This window comes from Oerskovia sp. 140933 (assembly GCF_059651515.1).
Window position 1 is genome coordinate 1 of record NZ_JAMXIO010000021.1, and the last position, 18,686, is coordinate 18,686.

An 18,686-nucleotide genomic window follows, 5' to 3' on the forward strand; every position below is an offset into this window, starting at 1 on the left:
CCGGGGCGGGGGGTGACCACTTGGGGTGGTCACCCCGCGCACCCACCCCCCAGCCGCCGTCGGGCACCACGTCCCCAACCCGACCCAGCACAGGAAAGTCGGATGAGCGTCCTCACTCCCACCCAGCCCAACCAGGGCCTCGACGGACCGCCGCGCCCCACCGCGCGCCGCGTCGGTTTCTCCCAGCGCCTCGGTCGCTGGGACGTCAAGCTCTCCCCCTACCTCTACATCTCCCCGTTCTTCATCCTGTTCGCCGTCACCGGCCTCTTCCCCCTGGCGTACACCGCGTTCGTGTCCGTCCACGAGTGGAACCTGCTGGGCGGGCAGGGAGAGTTCGTCGGGTTCCAGAACTTCGTCGACGTCCTCGCGCAGCCCACCTTCTGGAAGTCGCTGCGCAACACGTTCTCGATCTTCGTGCTGTCCTCCGTCCCGCAGGTGATCTGCGCGATCATCATCGCGGCCCTGCTCGACCAGAACCTGCGCGCCGCGACCTTCTGGCGCATGGGCGTCCTGCTGCCCTACGTCGTGGCCCCCATCGCCGTCAGCCTCATCTTCGGCCGCCTGTTCGCGGACCAGTACGGCCTCATCAACGGCCTGCTCGGCGTGATCGGCGTCGACCCGATCCGCTGGCACGCCGACGCGTTCGCGAGCCACGTCGCCATCGCGTCGATGGTCAACTTCCGCTGGACCGGCTACAACGCGCTCATCTTCCTCGCCGCGATGCAGGCCGTCCCGCGCGAGCTCTACGAGGCCGCGATCATCGACGGCGCGGGCCGCTTCCGCCAGTTCTTCTCCGTGACCGTCCCGCAGATCCGGGCCACGATCATCTTCGTCATCATCACCTCGACCATCGGCGGCCTGCAGATCTTCGACGAGGTCCGCGCGTTCGACGCCCAGGGCCTCGGCGGCGCCGACCGGCAGTGGATGACGACCGTCCTCTACCTGTACGACGTCGCGTGGGGCAACCAGAAGAACTTCGGCCGCGCGGCCGCGATCGCCTGGATCCTGTTCATCGTCATCCTGCTCATCGGCCTCGTGAACTTCGCGATCACGCGCAGCATCTCGACGTCGGGCCCCAGCAAGAAGGCACCACGCGCCGTCCAGCGCGCCCGACGCAAGGCCGCGGCGGCCGCCGTCCGCGCCCAGAACGCGTCCCGCCAGCGCACCGGCACACCACCCCGCCGACCCAGCGCCCCCACCGGCGCACCGAACGAACGGAAGAAGCGATGAGCTCGATCCCCGTCGTCGCCCAGACCGCCGGCGCCGGCGCCGCCCGGGCCGCCGCACGGCGCCCGAACCGACGCCCCGTCCGCAAGGGCACGGGTGGCTACACGCGCCGACCCGGCTGGGTCACCTACACGGTCCTCGGCCTGGTGCTGCTGGTCTCGGTCTTCCCGCTGTACTTCACGATCATCCTGGGCTCCTCGACCCCCGAGGCGATCTCCAAGGACGCGCTGCCGCAGCTCCTGCCGGACATGAGCCTGTTCACGCAGTTCGCGGAGGTCGTCGGCTCGTCGGCGATCAACTTCTGGAAGGCGTTCACCAACTCGGTGATCATCGCGGTCATCACCTCGTTGTCCGTGGTCCTGTTCTCCACGCTCGCGGGCTACTCGTTCGCCAAGCTCCGGTTCCGCGGCCGCGGCCCGCTGCTCGTCTTCGTCATCGCCACCATGGCCGTGCCGACCCAGCTCGGCGTGATCCCCATGTTCATCCTCATGTCCGACCTCGGGTGGATCGGGAAGCTGCAGGCCGTGATCGTGCCCTCGCTGGTCACCGCGTTCGGCGTGTTCTGGATGACGCAGTACCTGTCGGAGTCGCTGCCGTTCGAGCTCATCGAGGCCGCGCGCGTCGACGGGGCCTCGATGTTCCGGACCTTCTGGTCGATCGCCCTGCCCGCGGCACGCCCCGCGGCCGCGATGCTCGGGCTGTTCACGTTCGTGCAGCAGTGGACGAACTTCTTCTGGCCGTCCATCGTGTTGAACCAGGAGAACCCGACACTGCCGCTCGTGGTGCGGTCGCTGCAGGCGAACTACTTCGTGGACTACTCGCTCGTCATGGCCGGCGTGTTCCTCGTGACCCTGCCGCTCATCGTGCTGTTCATCTTCACCGGCCGCCAGCTGGTCGCCGGCATCATGCAAGGAGCTGTCAAGGGATGACCGAGATCATCACCCCCCGCCACCTGGGCACGACCGGCCGCGTCGACTTCCCCCAGGGGTTCCTGTGGGGCGCCGCCACGGCCGCGTTCCAGATCGAGGGGGCCGCGCACACCGACGGTCGCGAGGACTCCGTGTGGGACACGTTCTGCCGGGTCCCGGGCGCGGTCCTGGGCGGCGACGACGGCGAGGTCGCGTGCGACCACTACCACCGCTACCGCGAGGACGTCGCGCTCCTGGCCGACCTGAACCTGGACACCTACCGCTTCTCGTCGTCGTGGTCGCGCGTCCAGCCCGGTGGCGGCGCGGTCAACCAGAAGGGCCTGGACTTCTACTCGCGCCTGGTCGACGAGCTCCTCGCCAAGGACCTCCTGCCGTGGATCACGCTGTACCACTGGGACCTGCCGCAGGCGATCGAGGACCAGGGCGGATGGACCAACCGCGACACGGCCTACCGGTTCGCCGACTACGCCGTGACGATGCACGAGGCGCTCGGGGACCGCGTCGGGGTCTGGACGACCCTCAACGAGCCGTGGTGCTCGGCGTTCCTCGGGTACACGGCCGGCGCCCACGCACCGGGCCGCCAGAGCCGCCCCGACGGCCTCGCCGCGGCGCACCACCTGCTGCTGGGCCACGGCCTCGCGATCCAGGCGCTGCGCGAGCGCGCACCCGAGGCGAACCTCGGGATCACGCTCAACTTCACGGTCGCGGACCCGGTCGACCCCCAGGACGCGGGGGACGTCGACGCGGCCCGCCGCATCGACGGACAGTTCAACCGGATCTTCCTCGACCCCGTGATCAAGGGTGAGTACCCGGCCGACGTCCTGGCCGACGTCGCCGAGCACGGCTTCGCGGACCACGTCCGGGACGGGGACCTCGAGATCATCTCGTCGCCCATCGACGCGCTGGGCGTGAACTACTACCACGGCGAGCTCGTGTCCTCGCGGCCCGCGTCGACCTCGCTCGACGGCTCGGCGCCCGTCGAACGCCCGACGTCGAGCCCGTACCCCGCAGCCGACGGCGTGTTCAACCACCCGCGCGGCCTGCCGGTCACGGACCAGAACTGGGAGATCCAGCCCGAGGGGCTCACCCGGCTGCTCGACCGCCTCCAGAAGGACTACACGGGGCCCGCGGGCGTGCCGCTCTACATCACGGAGAACGGCTGCGCGTTCGACGACGTCGTGGAGGCCGACGGGTCGGTCGACGACCAGGACAGGATCGAGTTCTTCGACGCCCACCTGCGGGCCGTCAAGGACTCGATCGACCACGGTGCGGACGTGCGCGGCTACTTCGCGTGGTCGCTCCTGGACAACTTCGAGTGGTCCTGGGGCTACTCGAAGCGGTTCGGGGTGGTCCGGGTCGACTACGAGACCCAGGAGCGCACCGTCAAGGCCAGCGGTCGCTGGTTCGCGCAGGTCGCGTCGCAGAACGCCGTCCCCGCGCGCCCCTGAGGCACGCTCCGAAACGTGGCAGTTCTCTCATCCAGGCCTGGCAGGATACTGAGACCATGAGCACCCTGAGTTCCGCGCCGACCCTGGACGAGGTCGCACAGACGGCCGGCGTGTCCCGCTCGACCGCGTCGCGCGCCATCAACGGCGGCCTGCGCGTCTCCCCCGAGGCGCAGGCCGCCGTCGACGCCGCGGTCGCCCAGCTCGGGTACACCCCGAACCGCGCGGCGCGGTCCCTCGTGACCCGGCGCACCGACTCGATCGCGCTCGTCGTCCCCGAGCCCGACGAGCGCATCCTCACGGACCCCTTCCTGTCGGGCACGCTCCGCGGCGTCAGCGCCGCGCTCGCCCCCACGGACCTGCAGCTCGTGCTGCTCATCGCACGTCCCGACGAGCACGCGGGGCGCATCGTGCGCTACCTGCGCAGCGGCCACGTCGACGGCGCGATCATCACCTCGCACCACCGCGAGGACGACCTCGAGGGCGCGGTGCTCGCCTCGCCGCTGCCCGCGGTGTTCGTCGGTCGCCCGTTCACGGCGATGGAGGACCTCGTCTACGTGGACGTGGACAACGTCGAGGGCGGACGCATCGCGACCCAGCGCCTGATCGACGGCGGCTACCGGCGCATCGCGACGATCTCCGGCCCGCAGGACATGACGGCGGGCGTGGACCGCCTCACGGGGTGGCGCAAGGCTCTGCGTGCGGCCGGCCTGCCCGACGACGCGGTCGCCGCCGGGGACTTCGCCGCGGCCGGCGGGGCGGCGGCCATGGAGGAGCTCCTCGACCGCCACCCGGACATCGACGCGGTCTTCGCCGCCTCGGACCTCATGGCCGAGGGCGCGCTGCGCGTGCTGCGGGCCCGGGGGAAGTCCGTGCCCGGCGACGTGGCCGTGGTCGGGTTCGACAACCTGGGCGTCGCCGCGACCACGAGCCCCGCGCTGACCACGGTGCAGAACCCCGTCGTGGAGATGGTCAAGGCCGCGACCGGGATGCTGCTCGACCTCATCGCGGGCCACCCCGTCTCCCGGTCACCGCGGGTCTTCTCCCCCGAGCTCATCCGCGGGGCGTCGGACTGATCATGGGCGCGCGGGCGGCCGCCGGTGCTCGTCCCGCTCGGATCCGGTTCCTCACGACCGAGGAGGGCGGTCGGCTTCCCGCCTCGCGGGGCTGACGCGCGTCGATCCGTCGGTCCGGGCCAAGGTCACCGCGACCTGACCGCACGCTCTAGTCGACGTCCCACTGCTCGACGCGCTCGTCCCCCAGGTCCGCACCCGCACCACGCGCCGCGACCTCGGCGACCACGGCAGCGACGACCACCTCGACGAGCAACGCGCCGGCGACGGCGAAGAACGCGGCGTCCGTGGCGCCGTCGGGCTCCAGGACCGACACCACGACCGCGACCGCGGCGACGACGACCCCTCCTGGGACCACGACCCGGAGCGCCGCCCGGTGCCCGGCGATCCACCCCGCGTCGCTGCGCTGCGTCGCGGGCGTCCTGATCCCGATCAGACCGTTGCGCGTCATGCGGTCGGTGGCCCCGAGCCAGGTGAGCCACACGACCAGGAGCGCGACGGCGACGAGTATCCAGACTGCGAGCACGGGGGCCTCTTCCTAGGTGGGGTGGACGGCGACGTCGTCGTCCGGGGGGACGAACAGCTCCTCGATCGGTGCACCGAGGAGGGCGGACAGGCGGAACGCGAGCGGGAGGCTCGGGTCGAACCGACCCCGCTCGATCGAGATGACGGTCTGGCGCGAGACCCCGAGCCGCTCGGCGAGCTGGGCCTGTGTCAGCCCGAGGGCCGCGCGGCGCGCGCGCACGTGGTTGTCCATCAGGCCGCGACGAGCTGCGTCCAGTGCGCACGGGCGCGCAGCGCGAAGTCGAGCAGCACGACGACCAGCCCGGCGGCGGGGAGCCAGCGGGCGAGGTCGCCTCCCGCGAGCGCGGCCACGAGGGCGACGAGCAGCAGGACGCTCACGGCGTCGGGGAACGCCTGGGTGCCGGCGCGCAGGAAGACCTCGCTCTCGACCGACCCCGCGGCCAGCTCGGGGCCTGACGACTCGGGGACGCGCGCGAACAGGGTCCGGACGAGGAGGTGGACCCCTGCGACCGCCGCGACGAGCAGGCCGACGAGGGCCCCACGAGCACCGCGGGCCAGCGCCCCGCCGTCCGACCCGGTGGCCGCGACCCCGAGGGCGGCGCCCAGCACCACGATCACGACGGCGGTCAGGGCGGCGGTCCGGAGTGCTCGATGCAGCATGCACCGAGAGTAAAGGACGCTTGACATGAGGACAAGCGCGAGCACCGCCGAGGCATCCAGTGTGCGCCGCTCGGGGTCCCTTGTGAAGATTCTCACAAGCACGCCCGGTGAGTCGCCGGTCACACGCGCGTACCGTCGAGGAACGTCGCGTCGACGCCGACCCGAGCACGCCCGGAGGGCTCCACGACGCCCATCCACGGACGGAAGGACCTGTCATGGCCGCCCTTGCGAGCTCTCCCCCAGGTCCCTCCGGCCCACCGGTCGCAGCACCGGCCGCAGAGCACCGGACGTCCCCGAGCCGCGCCCTCGCGCCCCTCGCGGTCGCGGGCATGACGTCCTTCTCGACCGTGGACTGGCCCGGTCGCGCCGTCGCGACCGTCTTCCTCCAGGGCTGCCCCTGGCGCTGCACCTACTGCCACAACCCGGACCTCGTCTCGGTCGCACCGCGCGCGGTCCGGAGCCCCATCCCCTGGCCCGACGTCGTCGCGTTCCTCGAGCGGCGGCACGGGCTCCTCGACGGGGTCGTCTTCTCGGGCGGCGAGCCCACCCTCCAGCCCGCTCTCCCCGCAGCGATCGCCGACGTCCGCGACCTGGGCCTCGGCGTCGGGCTGCACACCGGGGGCGCGTGGCCCGTACGCCTCGAGCACGTCCTGCCGCTCGTCGACTGGGTCGGGCTCGACATCAAGCACCTCCCGGACCGGTACGAGCGGATCACCGGGGCCCGCCCGTCGGGAGAGGCGGCCTACCGGTCGCTCGCCGCCCTGCAGCGTTCGGGGGTCGCGCACGAGATCAGGACCACGGTCGACCCCACGGTCCACTCGCGCCAGGACGTCCTCGACCTCTGCGGCCGGCTCTCCGCGCTGGGCGTCCGCGGTCACGTGCTCCAGGAGGCGCGACCCCATGGCGCCGACCTCGCGTACGCGGCCGAGCTCGACGGCCGTCGGCTGTCCGACGTGCTCCACGACGACGACCTGCCGCAGCTCGAACGCCGCACCTGATCGTGCCGAACCCGAGGTTCGTCCGGCGACCAGCGGCGGTCGCCGGACGAACCTCGGGTTCGGTACACCCCAGGGGTCAGCGTGTGACGTGACCGAACCGGTGCATCGTCCGGCTGATCGCCTGCTCGCGCAGGACCGTGAGGAGCTCGCGCCGACCGCTCGCGAGCACCGGGTGGTCGAGCACGGTCACGTCGCCGACCCGGCCCCCGGCCGCTTCACGCAGCCCGGGCGCCGAGCCCACCACACGCACGCGGCCCGTGACCTCGCCTCGCGCGACGGCCTCCGCGAAGCCGGCGTCGCTCACCGGCGACGAACCGTCAGTGCGGCTCACCACGACCGGCACCCCGGCCGTGCGGGCCGCGGACAGCACGCGCTCGACCTCGACCGGCGCAGCCCCCGTGCCGACACGGACCGTCAGGACGTCGACCGGCCGGTACCGGAACACGTTCGACTCGACGTGCAGGCCCGAGGGGTCGTGCTCGACCGCGAACTCGTGCGCCCACCAGCGGGCGTCGTCGGCCCGCGCCCAGGCGAGCCACGCCTCGGGCGAGACGTCGCGCGCGGGGACGGGGCCGCCGTCGGGCACCTCGCCCGCCGAGCCCGAGCCCCCGGCGACGGCGTCGCTCCACGTGCCCAGCTCGGCCACGTAGTTGGGGCCGCCCGCCTTGGCGCCCGGGCCCACGGCCGAGCGCTTCCAGCCGCCGAACGACTGGCGCTGCACGATGGCCCCCGTGATGACCCGGTTGACGTAGGCGTTGCCGACCTGGACGCGGTCGAGCCACGTGTGGACCTCGGTGTCGTCGAGGCTGTGGATGCCGCCCGTGAGGCCGAACGAGACCGCGTTCTGCAGCTCGATCGCCTCGTCGAGCGTCGCGGCGGTCATGATGCCGAGCACCGGGCCGAACGCCTCGGTGAGGTGGAAGAACGAGCCCGGCGCGACGCCCGAGCGCAGGCCCGGGGTCCAGAGGCGGCCGGCGGCGTCGAGGCGGCGCGGCGCGACGAGCCACTGCTCGCCGGGTTCGAGCGTCGTCAGCGCGCGCAGCAGCTTGTCGCCGGGCGCCTCGGTGAGCGGGCCCATGGTCGTCGAGACGTCCGTGGCCGGGCCGACCGCGAGCGAGCGGACCGCGTCGACGAGCTGCACCGCGAACCGGCGACCGGTCTCGGTGCGCTGGTCGCCGACCGAGCCCACGAGGATCACGAGCGAGGCCGCCGAGCACTTCTGGCCCGCGTGCCCGAACGCCGAGCGCACGACGTCGGCCGCCGCGAGGTCGAGGTCCGCCGAGGGCGTCACGACGATCGCGTTCTTGCCCGAGGTCTCCGCGAGCACGTCCAGGTCGGGGCGCCACGACGCGAACATCTGCGCCGTCTCGATCGCCCCCGTGAGGATCACGCGGGCCACGCCCTCGTGCGTCACGAGATGGCGCCCCAGGTCGCCGTCGGGCACGCGCGCGAGCTGCACGACGTCGCGCACGGCCTCGGCGGTCAGGGTGCTCCCGGCGGGGGCTCCCGCCACGGCGTCCGCGAGTCCCGCGTGGATCGCGTCGACCGCGACCTCGAGGCAGCGCGGCGTGGCCGGGGCCGGCTTCGCGATCACGGCCGAGCCGGCCGCGAGCGCCGCGACGATCCCGCCCACGGGGATCGCGACGGGGAAGTTCCACGGCGGGGTCACGAGGGTCACGCCGTCGGGCGTGAACGTCGCACCGGGTACCTGGTCGAGCGCCTCGGCCGAGCGCGCGTAGTAGCTCGCGAAGTCGACGGCCTCGCTGACCTCGGGGTCGGCCTCGGCGACGGTCTTGCCGGGCTCGTGCACCATGGCGGTCACGAGGGCGGTGCGGGCCTCCTCGAGCCGCGCGGCCACGGCGCGCAGCGCGCGGGCGCGGTCGGCCGGGACGACCTGCGCCCACGACGCGGCGGCCCCGGCGGCGCGCGCGACGACGTCGTCCACCTCGTCCGTGCTGGTCACCACGGGCGACTGCGCCGGCACGAACCCGGAGTCCGGTCCGACGATCCGCGCGGCCCAGGCGCGGTTCGCCGCGACGGCCGGGTCGGTGTCGGCGGCGTTGGTGAAGCGCTCCCCGGGCGAGGCGGGCCCGACGGCGTCGCGCGCCTGGCGACGCGGCGTCACGTCCGCGGCGGCGTACCGGGTGCCGAGCTCGACCGAGGCGCGGTACGCGGCCTCCTGGCGGTCCATCGCGGTGTCCGAGGAGTGGTCCGTGGGCGCGAACATGGCGTGCAGGAAGTTCTGCTCGGCCGCGTTCTCCTCGAGGCGGCGCACGAGGTAAGAGATCGCGACGTCGAAGTCCTCGCGGGCGACGACCGGGGTGTAGAGGACGACGCGGCCGCCGTCCCGGGCGACCTCGTCCCGCACGGCCCGGGCCTCGCCCGGCGCCATGCCCTGGAGCATCTCGACGTCGAGCGCGTGGCTGACGCCGCGCGCCCGCGCGACGAGGATCGCGAGCGCGACGTGGAACAGGTTGTGGCTCGCGACGCCGATCCGCACGGCGTCGGTGCGCGGGGCGCGCAGCGCGTGGTCGACGAGGCGCACGTAGTTGGCGTCGACGTCGGGCTTGGTCGGGTAGGGCGCCTGCTCCCAGCCGTGGAGCTCGGCCTCGACCTTCTCCATCGCGAGGTTCGCGCCCTTGACGAGGCGCACCTTGACGGGGGCTCCGCCCGCCGCGACGCGCTCGGTCGCGAACGCGGTGAGGCCGTCGAGCGCGCCGAGCGCGTCGGGCAGGTACGCCTGGAGCACGATCCCGGCCTCCAGGCCGAGGAACTCCTCGCGTCCGAGGACCGCCTGGAAGACCTCGGTCGTCAGGGCCAGGTCGCGGTACTCCTCCATGTCGAGGTTGAGGAACACCCCGTGGTCGCGCGCCGCCCGGTACAGCGGCAGGAGGCGCTCGACGACGCGGTCGCGCGAGCCCTCGAGGTCCCACGTGACGAGCTGCGACGCGACCGAGGACACCTTGACGGACACGTAGTCGACGTCGGGGCGCTCGACGAGCGCGATGGTCCGCGCGAGCCGGGCCTGGGCCTCGTCCTCGCCGAGCACGGCCTCCCCGAGGAGGTTGACGTTGAGCGCGTAACCCTCGGCGCGCGTGCGCGCGAGGTGCTTGCCGAGCCCCGGGCCGGCGTCGGCCACGAGGTGGCCCACGAGCTGGCGCAGGCGGATCCGCGCGGCGGGCACGACGACCTGGGGCAGCACGGGCGCCATGCGCGCGCCGAGCCGCAGGAGCGCGGTGTCGACCGGGCCGAGGAACCCCTTGGCGCCGCCCGCGAGCCCGCCCAGCAGGCCCAGCTCGTGCGCGGCGACCTGGACGTCCTGGGGGCGCGCGACGTTGTCGACGAAGCGCACCGCGAGCTCGAGACCCGCGGGGTCGGACACCAGGGCGCCGAGGCGCTCGGCGGTCCTGCGCTCGCGCGCGCCCTCGGAGGCCGCGCTCGCCGCGGCGATCCAGCTGCGGGCCAGGCGCGCGGCGTCGTCGGTCAGGTGGTCGATCGGGGTCGTCGTCGGGACGCCGACGCGGTCGGGGGACGCGGGGGCGCCGGCTCGTGACCGGTCCTCCGCGCGTGCTGCCGCGGGGGCAGGCGATGCTTCGTTGCTCATCGTCCTAGCGTGCCTCGGTTGCTGACGCTTCGTCTTGTACGATCCGGGCTGTCATGGCATCGCTTCCGGACAAGTCCACCCCACCACGCACCTGGCCCGAGGGCGAGGCGCTGCTCGCCGCCCTGAGCCCGGCGATGGTCGACCTCATGGACGAGCTCTCGTCGACCATGTTCTGCGCCAAGGACGTCACGGGCCGGTACGTGCTGGTCAACCGGGTCTTCGTGGCGCGCACCAACGAGCGCTCCCGGCGCGCCGTGGTGGGCAGGCGTGCCACGGACCTGTTCGTGCCGCAGCTCGCCGAGCGCTACGACCAGCAGGACGCCGAGGTCCTGCGCTCGGGGCGCCCGCTGCGCAACGAGCTCGAGCTCATCCGCCGCCTGGGCGGCACGCCCGGCTGGTTCCTGACGTCCAAGCTCCCGGTGCACGACGGCGCCGGTCACCTCGTCGGGCTGGTCTCGGTCTCGCAGGACCTGCGCGAGGACGACGCCGACGACGCCTCGATGGACTCGATGGCGCGTCTCGTCGCAGGGATCGAGGAGCGCCTGGGGCAGGCGCTCACGGTCGCCGACCTCGCGGCGCTGGCGGGGTGCACGCCCGCCGTGCTGGACCGCCGCGTGCGGCGCGTTTTCTCGCTCAGCCCGCGACAGCTCGTGCTCCGCGCCCGGGTCGACCGCGCGGCCGAGCTGCTCGCCGGGACGGACCTCCCCATCGCGGAGGTCGCGGTCGCCACGGGCTTCTACGACCAGCCCGCGTTCACCCGCACCTTCGCGCGCCTGACGGGCGAGACGCCGTCGTCGTTCCGGCGGCGGGCGCGGCGGTAGGTGCTGTCGGACCCGCGTCTCGCGGTCGGTCCACCGGGACGGCCCTGGTCCCCGCGCGCAAGCGCTAGCATCGGCGGATGACAGCGCCACGGCCCGCCTCCGAGGACGGCCGCACCGGGCAGGACCGTCTCGCTCCCGTCGCTGTGCCGCTGGGCTGCGGAGCCCTTGCCGCGTTCGGCGCCACACCGGGCCCGGGCATCCTCGTCGGGGCCATGTTCGCCCCGGTCGTCATGCTTCCGTTCGGGCTTCTGCTGCTCGTCGGGATGGGATTCGCCAACGTCGCTCTCCTGCGGGCAGCCACGGGTCGGCGCCGGATCGGGCTGGGCATCGTGCTCACCCTGCTCGTGCCCGTGGGGATCGGGGCGGAGCTCGTGGCGCAGGGCGAGTTCCCCCTCGCCCCGCTCCACGGCATCCCGGTGCCGGTCGTGATCGGCGCCGTCGTGGCGGGCATCTCGACCTTCGCGCTCCCGGGGTGGTCGAAGCTGGTCGGCGGACTCACGATCGTGCTCGTTGCCGCGCTGTACGCATCGGGCACCGCGCAGGACGCCGCCGTCCGGGCGAGCGGTGCCGCTGCACGGGAAGCGTCGTACGGCCACCTGCGCCCCGGTGCGACGACGACCGCGTCCGGCGCCGAGACCGACCAGCACCTCGCGACCTGTCCGCCCGTCGCCCTTCCCCCGCTCGCGTCCCCGCCCGGGCCGTGCCAAGACTGGGAACCATGACCTCGATCCCCACCGCTGCCCTGCCCGGCGGCGACATCCCCCTGCTCGGCCTCGGCACCTGGCAGTCCGAGGGCGACGACTGCTACCGCGCGGTCCGCCACGCGCTCGACACCGGGTACCGGCACATCGACACCGCGACCATGTACGGCAACGAGGAGCAGGTCGGCCGTGCCCTCGCCGCGTCGGGTGTCCCGCGCGAGGACGTGTTCCTCACGACCAAGCTGCGTCCCGCCGACGTCGGGCGCGAGCACGAGACCCTCGCCCAGTCGCTGCGCCTGCTCGGCACGGACTACCTGGACCTGTGGCTCATCCACTGGCCGCCGTCCGGTGACGCCTCGCCCTGGGTGTGGGCCGAGCTGCTCGCGGCGCGGAACGTCGGCCTCGTGCGATCGGTCGGGGTGTCCAACTACTCGGTGGACCAGCTCGACATCCTGTCCGAGCAGACGGGCGAGACCCCCGCGGTCAACCAGATCCCCTGGGGGCCCGACGACTACGACGCGCACCTCGTCGAGCAGCACGCCAGGCGCGGCGTGGTCATCGAGGGGTACAGCCCGTTCAAGCGGACGAACCTCGACTCCCCCGCCCTGCAGGCGGTCGCCCGGGCGCACGGCGTGAGCACCGCGCAGGTCGTCGTGCGCTGGCACCTGGACCACGGGTTCGTCGCGATCCCCAAGTCCGTGACCCCGGCCAGGATCGAGGAGAACTTCGACGTCTCCGGCTTCTCGCTGAGCCCCGACGAGCTCGCGAGCATCGACGCCCTGGGGTGAACCGGGCACGTCCGACGCGGGCGCGGACGTGAAACCGCGACCGACCTGGCGGTACGTTGGTCGGACGCGGCCTCTCACCTCGGAGGCCGGGATACCTCATCACCCGGAGGAAGAGTGACGACGACGTCAACGCCGCCCACCAGCGGTACCCCCCAGGCAGCATCCGCCCCTGAACCGTCCCACGAGAAGGCCTCGGCCCTCGCGACGGCCCACAGCCAGCTCGCGAGCGCGGTCGAGATCCTCGGGTACGACCCGGGCCTGCACGAGATGCTCGCGACCCCGCGCCGCGAGGTCCACGTCTCGGTGCCGCTACGACGTGACAGCGGGGAGATCGTGCTGTTCAGCGGATACCGCGTCCAGCACAACGTCTCGCGCGGCCCCGGCAAGGGCGGCCTGCGCTACCACCCGAGCGTCGACATCGAGGAGGTGCGTGCGCTCGCGATGTGGATGACCTGGAAGTGTGCGGTCGTGGACCTGCCGTACGGCGGGGCCAAGGGCGGGGTCTCGATCGACCCGCGCCAGTACTCGCAGGCCGAGCTCGAGCGCGTGACCCGCCGGTACACGAGCGAGATCATGCCCGTGATCGGCCCCGAGCGGGACATCATGGCCCCGGACATGGGTACCAGCGAGCAGACCATGGCGTGGGTCATGGACACCTACTCGGTCAACCAGGGGTACACGATCCCGGGCGTCGTGACGGGCAAGCCCATCCCGGTGGGCGGCTCGCTCGGGCGCACCACGGCCACGTCCCAGGGCGTGGTCCACACGACCAAGGCCGCGCTCGCGGAGGCGGGCCTCGAGGTCTCGGACGCGTCGGTCGCTGTCCAGGGATTCGGCAAGGTGGGTTCGCACGCGGCAGCGATCCTCGCGGGCCAGGGCGCCCGCGTCGTCGCGGTGAGCGACCAGTACGGCGGCGTCCACGACGAGGACGGGCTCGACGTCGCCGCGCTGTTCCGGCACGTCGCCGAGACCGGGACCGTGGTCGGTTTCGAGGACTCGGAGCCGATCGACAACCACGCGCTGCTCGCGCTGCCGGTCGACGTGCTCATCCCTGCCGCCGTCGAGGGGGTGCTCGACGACGAGACCGCGCACACCGTCAAGGCCCGCTGGGTCGTCGAGGGCGCGAACGGTCCGACGACCGCCGCCGGCGACCGCATCCTCGCGAAGAACGGGGTCACCGTGGTGCCGGACATCCTCGCGAACGCGGGCGGCGTCGTCGTCTCCTACTTCGAGTGGGTGCAGGCGAACCAGGCGTACTGGTGGACCGAGCAGGAGATCGGGGAGAAGCTCGAGCACCGCATGCACGTCGCGTACCAGGGGGTCTCGTCGCTCGCCCGCCGCGGGGAGATGAGCCTGCGCGACGCGGCGCTCGTCATCGGGATCCAGCGCACCGCGGAGGCGCACCAGATCCGCGGGCTCTACCCGTAGCGGTCATCGCCCGGCGCCCGACGGGGGCGGTCCTCGCGCGGCGAGGACCGCCCCTGCGTCGTGCGGGCCTGCGCGGTCGGCGCCCGCTCGCCCGCCGGCGCCCGACGGCGCCCGACGGCGCAGCGTCAGCCGCGTCGTGCGCGCAGCGTGGTCACGACGGGGGCGAGGAGCGCGACGGCCGCCGCGACGCCGGCGGCGACCGCGACCGTGCCGTCGACGAGCGGACCGGCGGCCCGGCCGGCGGCGATCCAGCCGAGCCCCCAGGCCATGGCCAGCCCGATGCCGATCGCGACCACGGGGCGGCGTGCCGCGAAGACCGCGTAGGCGATCGCCAGCACGGCTCCGGCTGCGACGACGACGACGCCCCAGGCGGTCACCCCCAGGGCCAGCTCCCCCACGCCGGCGTCGGAGAGCGTCGCGGCGACGTTCGCGAGCGTCGCGACGCTGGCCCAGCCCAGGTAGAGCCCGACCGTGCCGTCGAGGACGACGGCCTGCAGAGCGGTCATGGGAGGGGTCCGGACGAGGCGGACGAGGATCACGGCGAGGACCGCGACGAGGACGCCGATCACCAGGACGCTGAGCGGCAGGACCCCGGTCTGGACGACGCCGATCCACGCGGCGTTGAGCAGCATCGAGGCCAGGACCCACCAGGACACCGCCCGGAGCCGGGGGTCCGTGGCCTGGCGCGGGAGCACCTGGTAGACCGCGAACACCGCGAGCCCCAGGTAGATCAAGGACCAGATCGAGAACGCGGGACCGTCGGGGGCGACCACGGTCGCGTCGGCCGCGAGGGCTCCCCCGGCGGCGTCCTGGATCGCCTGGCCGCCGAACGCCCCGGAGCCGTACGCGGCGCCGACGATCGCGACCGCCGCCCCGACGAGGACGGTGACCTGACGGACCCGGTCGGCGGTCGTGGGGGCCTCGACGGGCTGGGCTGACATGGTTCCTCGGACGGTGCTCATGCTCCCAGCATGCCAATACTCAGCATGCTGAGCATCCTGGGGTCGCTCCGCTGGTGCGACAAGCCCCTGAACGGTTACGCTCCGGCGCCAGCACATCGCCGCGCCGCGGCCCGCCGTCGGAGAACCACATGAACAGCATGCTGCGAGCGGGGCTCGGCGCACTCGTCCGTCTCCTCGCCCCGGAGACGACCGGGGCGTCGTCCACGGACCGGACCTTCGCCGAGCAGCAGTACGTCACGCCCGCCTGGGAGCACGGCCACGTGCCGATGTCCGTCGACCTGTTCGGGGCCTTCGGCCGCACCCTCGACGCCCGGGACTCGCTCGAACGCTAGGTGCGGAGCGGCTGTCGCAGATCGGCAGGATCCGCGACGGCCGCTCCGCACCCAGCGGCACGACCCGGGCTCAGGACAGCGGCTGACGCCCCGCCCACTCGATCAGCGTCGTCCGGGGGCCCGTGAAGAACGGTGTCTCCTCGCGCACGTGGCGGCGCGCCTCGGTGGCCCGCAGCTCGCGCATGAGGTCGACGATGCGGTGCAGCTCGGCGGCCTCGAAGGCCAGGAGCCACTCGTAGTCGCCCAGCGCGAACGACGCGACCGTGTTGGCGCGCACGTCCGGGTAGTCACGGGCCGCCAGACCGTGGTCGCGCAGCATGGTGCGACGCTCCGCGTCGGGCAGGAGGTACCAGTCGTAGGACCGCACGAACGGGTACACGCACAGGTACGCCCCCGGCTCCTCGTGCATGAGGAAGGCCGGGACGTGCCCGCGGTTGAACTCGGCCGGGCGGTGCAGCGCGACGTTGGACCAGACCGGCTCGAGGTGACGGCCGAGCTCGCTGGCCCGCAGGCGCTGGTACGCGCCCTGGACGGACTCGACGGTCGGGCCGTGCCACCAGACCATGAGGTCCGCGTCGGAGCGCAGGCCGCCCACGTCGTACCACCCGCGGACCACGAGGTCGCCGTCGACGGCCGCCGGGTCGTCGCCGCCGCCGACCGCGGCGAGCGCGGCCTCGACCATCTCGGTGCGCTCGGCGGGATCGGCCGGCAGGGACTCGGCCAGCGCGAAGACCGACCACATGGTGTAGCGGATCGAGTCGTTGATCTGCTCGTGGTCCACGGGGACGCGGTGTGCGTCGTTCATCGTCGTGCCTCTCTGAAGTACGTCGTGCTCCCGGTCCGTCGACGTCCCGGGAGTCGTGCGGGTCGGGTCAGCGGTGCAGGTCCGTGCTGCACAGCGCCGGGATGCCGCTGGGCTCCCCGTCGCGGCGCAGGCAGCAGTCCGGCGCGCACACCGAGCGGAACGGGCCGAGCTCTCCGACCACGGCCTCCGTGAACTTCTCGTCGCGGGCGATCGCCGCACGCTCGAGCACGAGGTCCACGAGTCCCTTGACGAAGGGGGCACGGGTGCCGACCGTGCCGGCGCGCACCGCGGTGATCCCGAGCCGCGCCGCGGTCTCCATGGCCTCGGTGTCGAGGTCGTACGCGACCTCCATGTGGTCGGACACGAAGCCGATGGGCGAGAGCACGACGTTCGTGACGTCGTCGGCGGCCAGCGACTCCAGGTGGTCGTTGACGTCGGGCTCGAGCCACGGCTGCGCGGGCGGGCCCGAGCGCGAGCAGAACGTGAGGTTCCACTCGACCTCGTGGCCGAGGCGCGCCGAGACCTCCTCCGCGACGACGCGGGCCAGGTCGAGGTGCTGGCGCGAGTAGGTCGCGTGCGAGATGCGCGACGCGGCCTCCATGGTCAGGGGGATCGAGTGCGTGACGAACACGAGGCGGGCCTCGGTGACGTCGCCCCCCTTGGCCGCGAGCGCCTCGTAGCCCTCGAGCACCGCGTCGATGTTCGCCTGCGCGAACCCGGGGTGGTTGAAGTACGAGCGCACCTTGTCGAACTGGATGCCGGTCGAGCCGTCGGCACCGAGCTCACCGCGCGCGTCGAGCGTGAGCGCGAGGTCCTCCCGGTACTGACGGCACCCGGAGTAGGACGAGAAGGCCGAGGTCACGAGGGCCACGACGCGCTGGGCGCCGGCCTCGGCGAGCTGCTCGACGGCGTCGCGCGTGTAGGGCTCCCAGTTGCGGTTGCCCCACACGACGGGCAGGTCGATCCCGCGGTCCGCGAGCTCCTCCTCGAGCGCTGCCTTGAGCGCGAGGTTCTGCTCGTTGATGGGGCTCTTGCCCCCGAACCCGTAGTAGTGCTCTCCGACCTCCTCGAGACGCTCGTCGGGGATCCCCTTGCCGACCGTGACGTTGCGCAGGAACGGCACGACGTCCTCGGGCTTGTTGGGCCCTCCGAACGAGTACAGGAGGAGGGCGTCGTAGGGGCGGACTTCTGCGGCAGCGGCAGGAGCGGTGCTGGTCCGTGCACCGGGTCCGGCGGCCGTCGTCTGGGGCGAGTACGAGGGCATGTCGCCATCTTCTCAGTCGTTCCTGGACGTTCCCCGCCCGAGAGGATCGAGGCCGACGTGACATTGACGGGACAGTTCGTCAGAACGCGCCTCGTCCTCGGCGGGGGCGTGGGACCGCCGCCCCGGGGCTACCCCTTGACCGCTCCCCCGAGCCCCGCCCCCTGCAGGAACGTGCGCTGGAACACGAGGAACAGCAGCACGGGGATGATGGTCGAGATCGCGAGCGCCGCGAGGAACACGCCCTTGTCGGTCGTGGCCGCGATCGCGGGCAGACGCACCGACAGCGGCTGGATCAGCGGGTCCTTGAGGACCAGGAGGGGCCAGAGGAAGTCCTTCCAGCTCGCGATGATCGCGAACACCGAGACCACGCCCAGGATGGGCTTGGACATGGGCAGCACGATCGACCAGAACAGCCGGTAGGGTCCCGCGCCGTCGACCCGCGCGGCCTCGAAGACCTCGCGCGGCAGGTTGTCGAAGAAGCGCTGCACGAGCAGCACGTTGAACGCGCTCGCGCCCGCGGGCAGCCACACGGCCCAGAAGCTGTTGATGAGGGAGGTGCCCAGCAGGGGCGGGTCCAGGATCGTCAGGTACAGCGGGACGAGCAGCACCACGGCCGGGATGAACATGGTCGACAGCACCGCCGCCTGGATCGCCCTGCCGTAGCGCGGGCGCAGGACCGACAGCGCGTACCCGGCCGTCGTCGCGACGACCATCTGCACGGCCCACGAGCCGAGCGCGAGCCAGATCGTGTTGAAGAAGTACTTGCTGACCTGGACCTCGTTCCACGCCTTGTCGAGGTTGTCCCACGCGATGCCGTTCGGGAAGATCGCCATGGGCGTGCGCAGGATGTCCTGGGTGGGCGTGACCGCGAACTTGGCGAGCAGCAGCATGGGCCCGAGCCCTGCGACGACGAGCAGCACGAGCAGCAGCACGTGCGTGCCGCCCATCCCGAACCGCACCGAGGGGCGCCGCCAGTCCGCGACGGACACCGCACCCCGGTCCGCCACGGCGTCCAGGGCCCGACGGCGCCGCCTGCGTTCACGCGCCGCGTCGCCCTCGCGCCGGGTCAGGTAGGCCTTCTCGGCGAGCCCGGCCATCGGGCCGCCGCCCTGGGCCGAGACCTC

The 18,686-nt window shown here is 72.9% G+C and carries 18 protein-coding genes; 10 read left to right on the forward strand and 8 right to left on the reverse strand.

The features are described from left to right. Positions 1-102 precede the first annotated feature (102 nt). Genes NHG27_RS12020 through NHG27_RS12035 form a run of 4 tightly spaced genes read left to right on the forward strand, consistent with a single transcriptional unit; the run spans position 103 to position 4,677 of the window. Positions 103-1,230, forward strand: a complete 1,128-nt coding sequence (locus NHG27_RS12020; protein ID WP_193718879.1) for a carbohydrate ABC transporter permease — start codon at positions 103-105, stop codon at positions 1,228-1,230. Continuing rightward, positions 1,227-2,156 carry a carbohydrate ABC transporter permease gene (locus NHG27_RS12025; RefSeq protein ID WP_193718880.1) on the forward strand — a complete coding sequence of 310 codons (930 nt, stop codon included), beginning with the start codon at positions 1,227-1,229 and terminating at the stop codon, positions 2,154-2,156. Before NHG27_RS12020 ends, NHG27_RS12025 begins: the two co-directional genes overlap by 4 nt. Then, positions 2,153-3,604 carry a GH1 family beta-glucosidase gene (locus tag NHG27_RS12030; RefSeq protein ID WP_497016442.1) on the forward strand — a complete coding sequence of 484 codons (1,452 nt, stop codon included), beginning with the start codon at positions 2,153-2,155 and terminating at the stop codon, positions 3,602-3,604. Before NHG27_RS12025 ends, NHG27_RS12030 begins: the two co-directional genes overlap by 4 nt. A 56-nt stretch (positions 3,605-3,660) precedes the next feature. Beyond that, positions 3,661-4,677: a LacI family DNA-binding transcriptional regulator gene (locus NHG27_RS12035; protein ID WP_497016443.1), complete on the forward strand. Its 1,017-nt coding sequence runs from the start codon at positions 3,661-3,663 to the stop codon at positions 4,675-4,677. Between the two features lie 148 nt (positions 4,678-4,825). On the opposite strand, the gene NHG27_RS12040 is transcribed toward NHG27_RS12035, so the two are convergent. Genes NHG27_RS12040 through NHG27_RS12050 form a run of 3 tightly spaced genes read right to left on the reverse strand, consistent with a single transcriptional unit; the run spans position 4,826 to position 5,859 of the window. Further along, on the reverse strand, positions 4,826-5,200 hold the full coding sequence (locus tag NHG27_RS12040) for an SdpI family protein (protein ID WP_497016444.1): 375 nt from the start codon (positions 5,198-5,200) through the stop codon (positions 4,826-4,828). A gap of 12 nt (positions 5,201-5,212) precedes the next feature. Beyond that, positions 5,213-5,431 carry a helix-turn-helix transcriptional regulator gene (locus NHG27_RS12045; protein ID WP_497016445.1) on the reverse strand — a complete coding sequence of 73 codons (219 nt, stop codon included), beginning with the start codon at positions 5,429-5,431 and terminating at the stop codon, positions 5,213-5,215. After that, positions 5,431-5,859, reverse strand: coding sequence for a hypothetical protein (locus tag NHG27_RS12050; RefSeq protein WP_497016446.1), 429 nt, complete (start codon positions 5,857-5,859; stop codon positions 5,431-5,433). The genes NHG27_RS12045 and NHG27_RS12050 overlap by 1 nt, the downstream gene beginning before the upstream one ends. Positions 5,860-6,074: 215 nt before the next feature. Between NHG27_RS12050 and NHG27_RS12055 the strand changes: the two genes are divergently transcribed. Beyond that, positions 6,075-6,857 (forward strand): anaerobic ribonucleoside-triphosphate reductase activating protein, encoded by a 783-nt coding sequence (locus tag NHG27_RS12055; protein ID WP_497016447.1) that lies wholly within the window; start codon positions 6,075-6,077, stop codon positions 6,855-6,857. Between the two features lie 76 nt (positions 6,858-6,933). Here NHG27_RS12055 and NHG27_RS12060 read toward each other — a convergent pair whose 3' ends face one another. Beyond that, entirely contained in the window at positions 6,934-10,461 is a 3,528-nt protein-coding gene (locus NHG27_RS12060; protein ID WP_497016448.1) for a proline dehydrogenase family protein, read from the reverse strand. A gap of 53 nt (positions 10,462-10,514) precedes the next feature. On the opposite strand from NHG27_RS12060, the gene NHG27_RS12065 reads away from it, so the two are divergent. From NHG27_RS12065 to NHG27_RS12080, 4 genes are all read left to right on the forward strand, one after another. Next, on the forward strand, positions 10,515-11,282 hold the full coding sequence (locus tag NHG27_RS12065; RefSeq protein ID WP_193718888.1) for an AraC family transcriptional regulator: 768 nt from the start codon (positions 10,515-10,517) through the stop codon (positions 11,280-11,282). 77 nt (positions 11,283-11,359) lie between these two features. Continuing rightward, entirely contained in the window at positions 11,360-12,004 is a 645-nt protein-coding gene (locus NHG27_RS12070; protein WP_193718889.1) for a hypothetical protein, read from the forward strand. Further along, entirely contained in the window at positions 12,001-12,771 is a 771-nt protein-coding gene (locus tag NHG27_RS12075; protein ID WP_497016449.1) for an aldo/keto reductase, read from the forward strand. The genes NHG27_RS12070 and NHG27_RS12075 overlap by 4 nt, the downstream gene beginning before the upstream one ends. A 114-nt stretch (positions 12,772-12,885) precedes the next feature. After that, positions 12,886-14,199 carry a Glu/Leu/Phe/Val family dehydrogenase gene (locus tag NHG27_RS12080; protein ID WP_497016450.1) on the forward strand — a complete coding sequence of 438 codons (1,314 nt, stop codon included), beginning with the start codon at positions 12,886-12,888 and terminating at the stop codon, positions 14,197-14,199. 125 nt (positions 14,200-14,324) lie between these two features. On the opposite strand, the gene NHG27_RS12085 is transcribed toward NHG27_RS12080, so the two are convergent. Further along, positions 14,325-15,161, reverse strand: coding sequence for a TspO-related membrane protein (locus NHG27_RS12085; protein ID WP_497016451.1), 837 nt, complete (start codon positions 15,159-15,161; stop codon positions 14,325-14,327). A 128-nt stretch (positions 15,162-15,289) separates the two neighbouring features. Between NHG27_RS12085 and NHG27_RS12090 the strand changes: the two genes are divergently transcribed. After that, the gene (locus tag NHG27_RS12090) at positions 15,290-15,493 is read left to right on the forward strand and encodes a hypothetical protein (protein ID WP_497016452.1); all 204 of its coding nucleotides are present in this window, start codon (positions 15,290-15,292) and stop codon (positions 15,491-15,493) included. Positions 15,494-15,563: 70 nt separating this feature from the next. Here the strand turns inward: NHG27_RS12090 and hemQ are convergent, their stop codons facing one another. The 3 genes from hemQ to NHG27_RS12105 form a co-directional block, all read right to left on the reverse strand. After that, the gene (gene hemQ, locus NHG27_RS12095) at positions 15,564-16,298 is read right to left on the reverse strand and encodes a hydrogen peroxide-dependent heme synthase (protein ID WP_193718892.1); all 735 of its coding nucleotides are present in this window, start codon (positions 16,296-16,298) and stop codon (positions 15,564-15,566) included. Positions 16,299-16,365: 67 nt separating this feature from the next. Then, positions 16,366-17,562 (reverse strand): ferrochelatase, encoded by a 1,197-nt coding sequence (locus NHG27_RS12100; protein WP_193718893.1) that lies wholly within the window; start codon positions 17,560-17,562, stop codon positions 16,366-16,368. A 128-nt stretch (positions 17,563-17,690) separates the two neighbouring features. Beyond that, positions 17,691-18,659: a carbohydrate ABC transporter permease gene (locus tag NHG27_RS12105; protein WP_497016493.1), complete on the reverse strand. Its 969-nt coding sequence runs from the start codon at positions 18,657-18,659 to the stop codon at positions 17,691-17,693. Between the last annotated feature and the right edge of the window lie 27 nt (positions 18,660-18,686).

Bases quoted from the DNA above. Each gene is read 5' to 3' on its own strand.
- NHG27_RS12020 (WP_193718879.1), top strand. From the start codon at position 103: ATGAGCGTCCTCACTCCCACCCAGCCCAACCAGGGCCTCGACGGACCG.
- NHG27_RS12025 (WP_193718880.1), top strand. From the start codon at position 1,227: ATGAGCTCGATCCCCGTCGTCGCCCAGACCGCCGGCGCCGGCGCCGCC.
- NHG27_RS12030 (WP_497016442.1), top strand. From the start codon at position 2,153: ATGACCGAGATCATCACCCCCCGCCACCTGGGCACGACCGGCCGCGTC.
- NHG27_RS12035 (WP_497016443.1), top strand. From the start codon at position 3,661: ATGAGCACCCTGAGTTCCGCGCCGACCCTGGACGAGGTCGCACAGACG.
- NHG27_RS12045 (WP_497016445.1), bottom strand. From the start codon at position 5,431: ATGGACAACCACGTGCGCGCGCGCCGCGCGGCCCTCGGGCTGACACAG.
- NHG27_RS12050 (WP_497016446.1), bottom strand. From the start codon at position 5,859: ATGCTGCATCGAGCACTCCGGACCGCCGCCCTGACCGCCGTCGTGATC.
- NHG27_RS12055 (WP_497016447.1), top strand. From the start codon at position 6,075: ATGGCCGCCCTTGCGAGCTCTCCCCCAGGTCCCTCCGGCCCACCGGTC.
- NHG27_RS12060 (WP_497016448.1), bottom strand. From the start codon at position 10,461: ATGAGCAACGAAGCATCGCCTGCCCCCGCGGCAGCACGCGCGGAGGAC.
- NHG27_RS12065 (WP_193718888.1), top strand. From the start codon at position 10,515: ATGGCATCGCTTCCGGACAAGTCCACCCCACCACGCACCTGGCCCGAG.
- NHG27_RS12070 (WP_193718889.1), top strand. From the start codon at position 11,360: ATGACAGCGCCACGGCCCGCCTCCGAGGACGGCCGCACCGGGCAGGAC.
- NHG27_RS12075 (WP_497016449.1), top strand. From the start codon at position 12,001: ATGACCTCGATCCCCACCGCTGCCCTGCCCGGCGGCGACATCCCCCTG.
- NHG27_RS12085 (WP_497016451.1), bottom strand. From the start codon at position 15,161: ATGAGCACCGTCCGAGGAACCATGTCAGCCCAGCCCGTCGAGGCCCCC.
- NHG27_RS12090 (WP_497016452.1), top strand. From the start codon at position 15,290: ATGAACAGCATGCTGCGAGCGGGGCTCGGCGCACTCGTCCGTCTCCTC.
- hemQ (WP_193718892.1), bottom strand. From the start codon at position 16,298: ATGAACGACGCACACCGCGTCCCCGTGGACCACGAGCAGATCAACGAC.
- NHG27_RS12100 (WP_193718893.1), bottom strand. From the start codon at position 17,562: ATGCCCTCGTACTCGCCCCAGACGACGGCCGCCGGACCCGGTGCACGG.
- NHG27_RS12105 (WP_497016493.1), bottom strand. From the start codon at position 18,659: ATGGCCGGGCTCGCCGAGAAGGCCTACCTGACCCGGCGCGAGGGCGAC.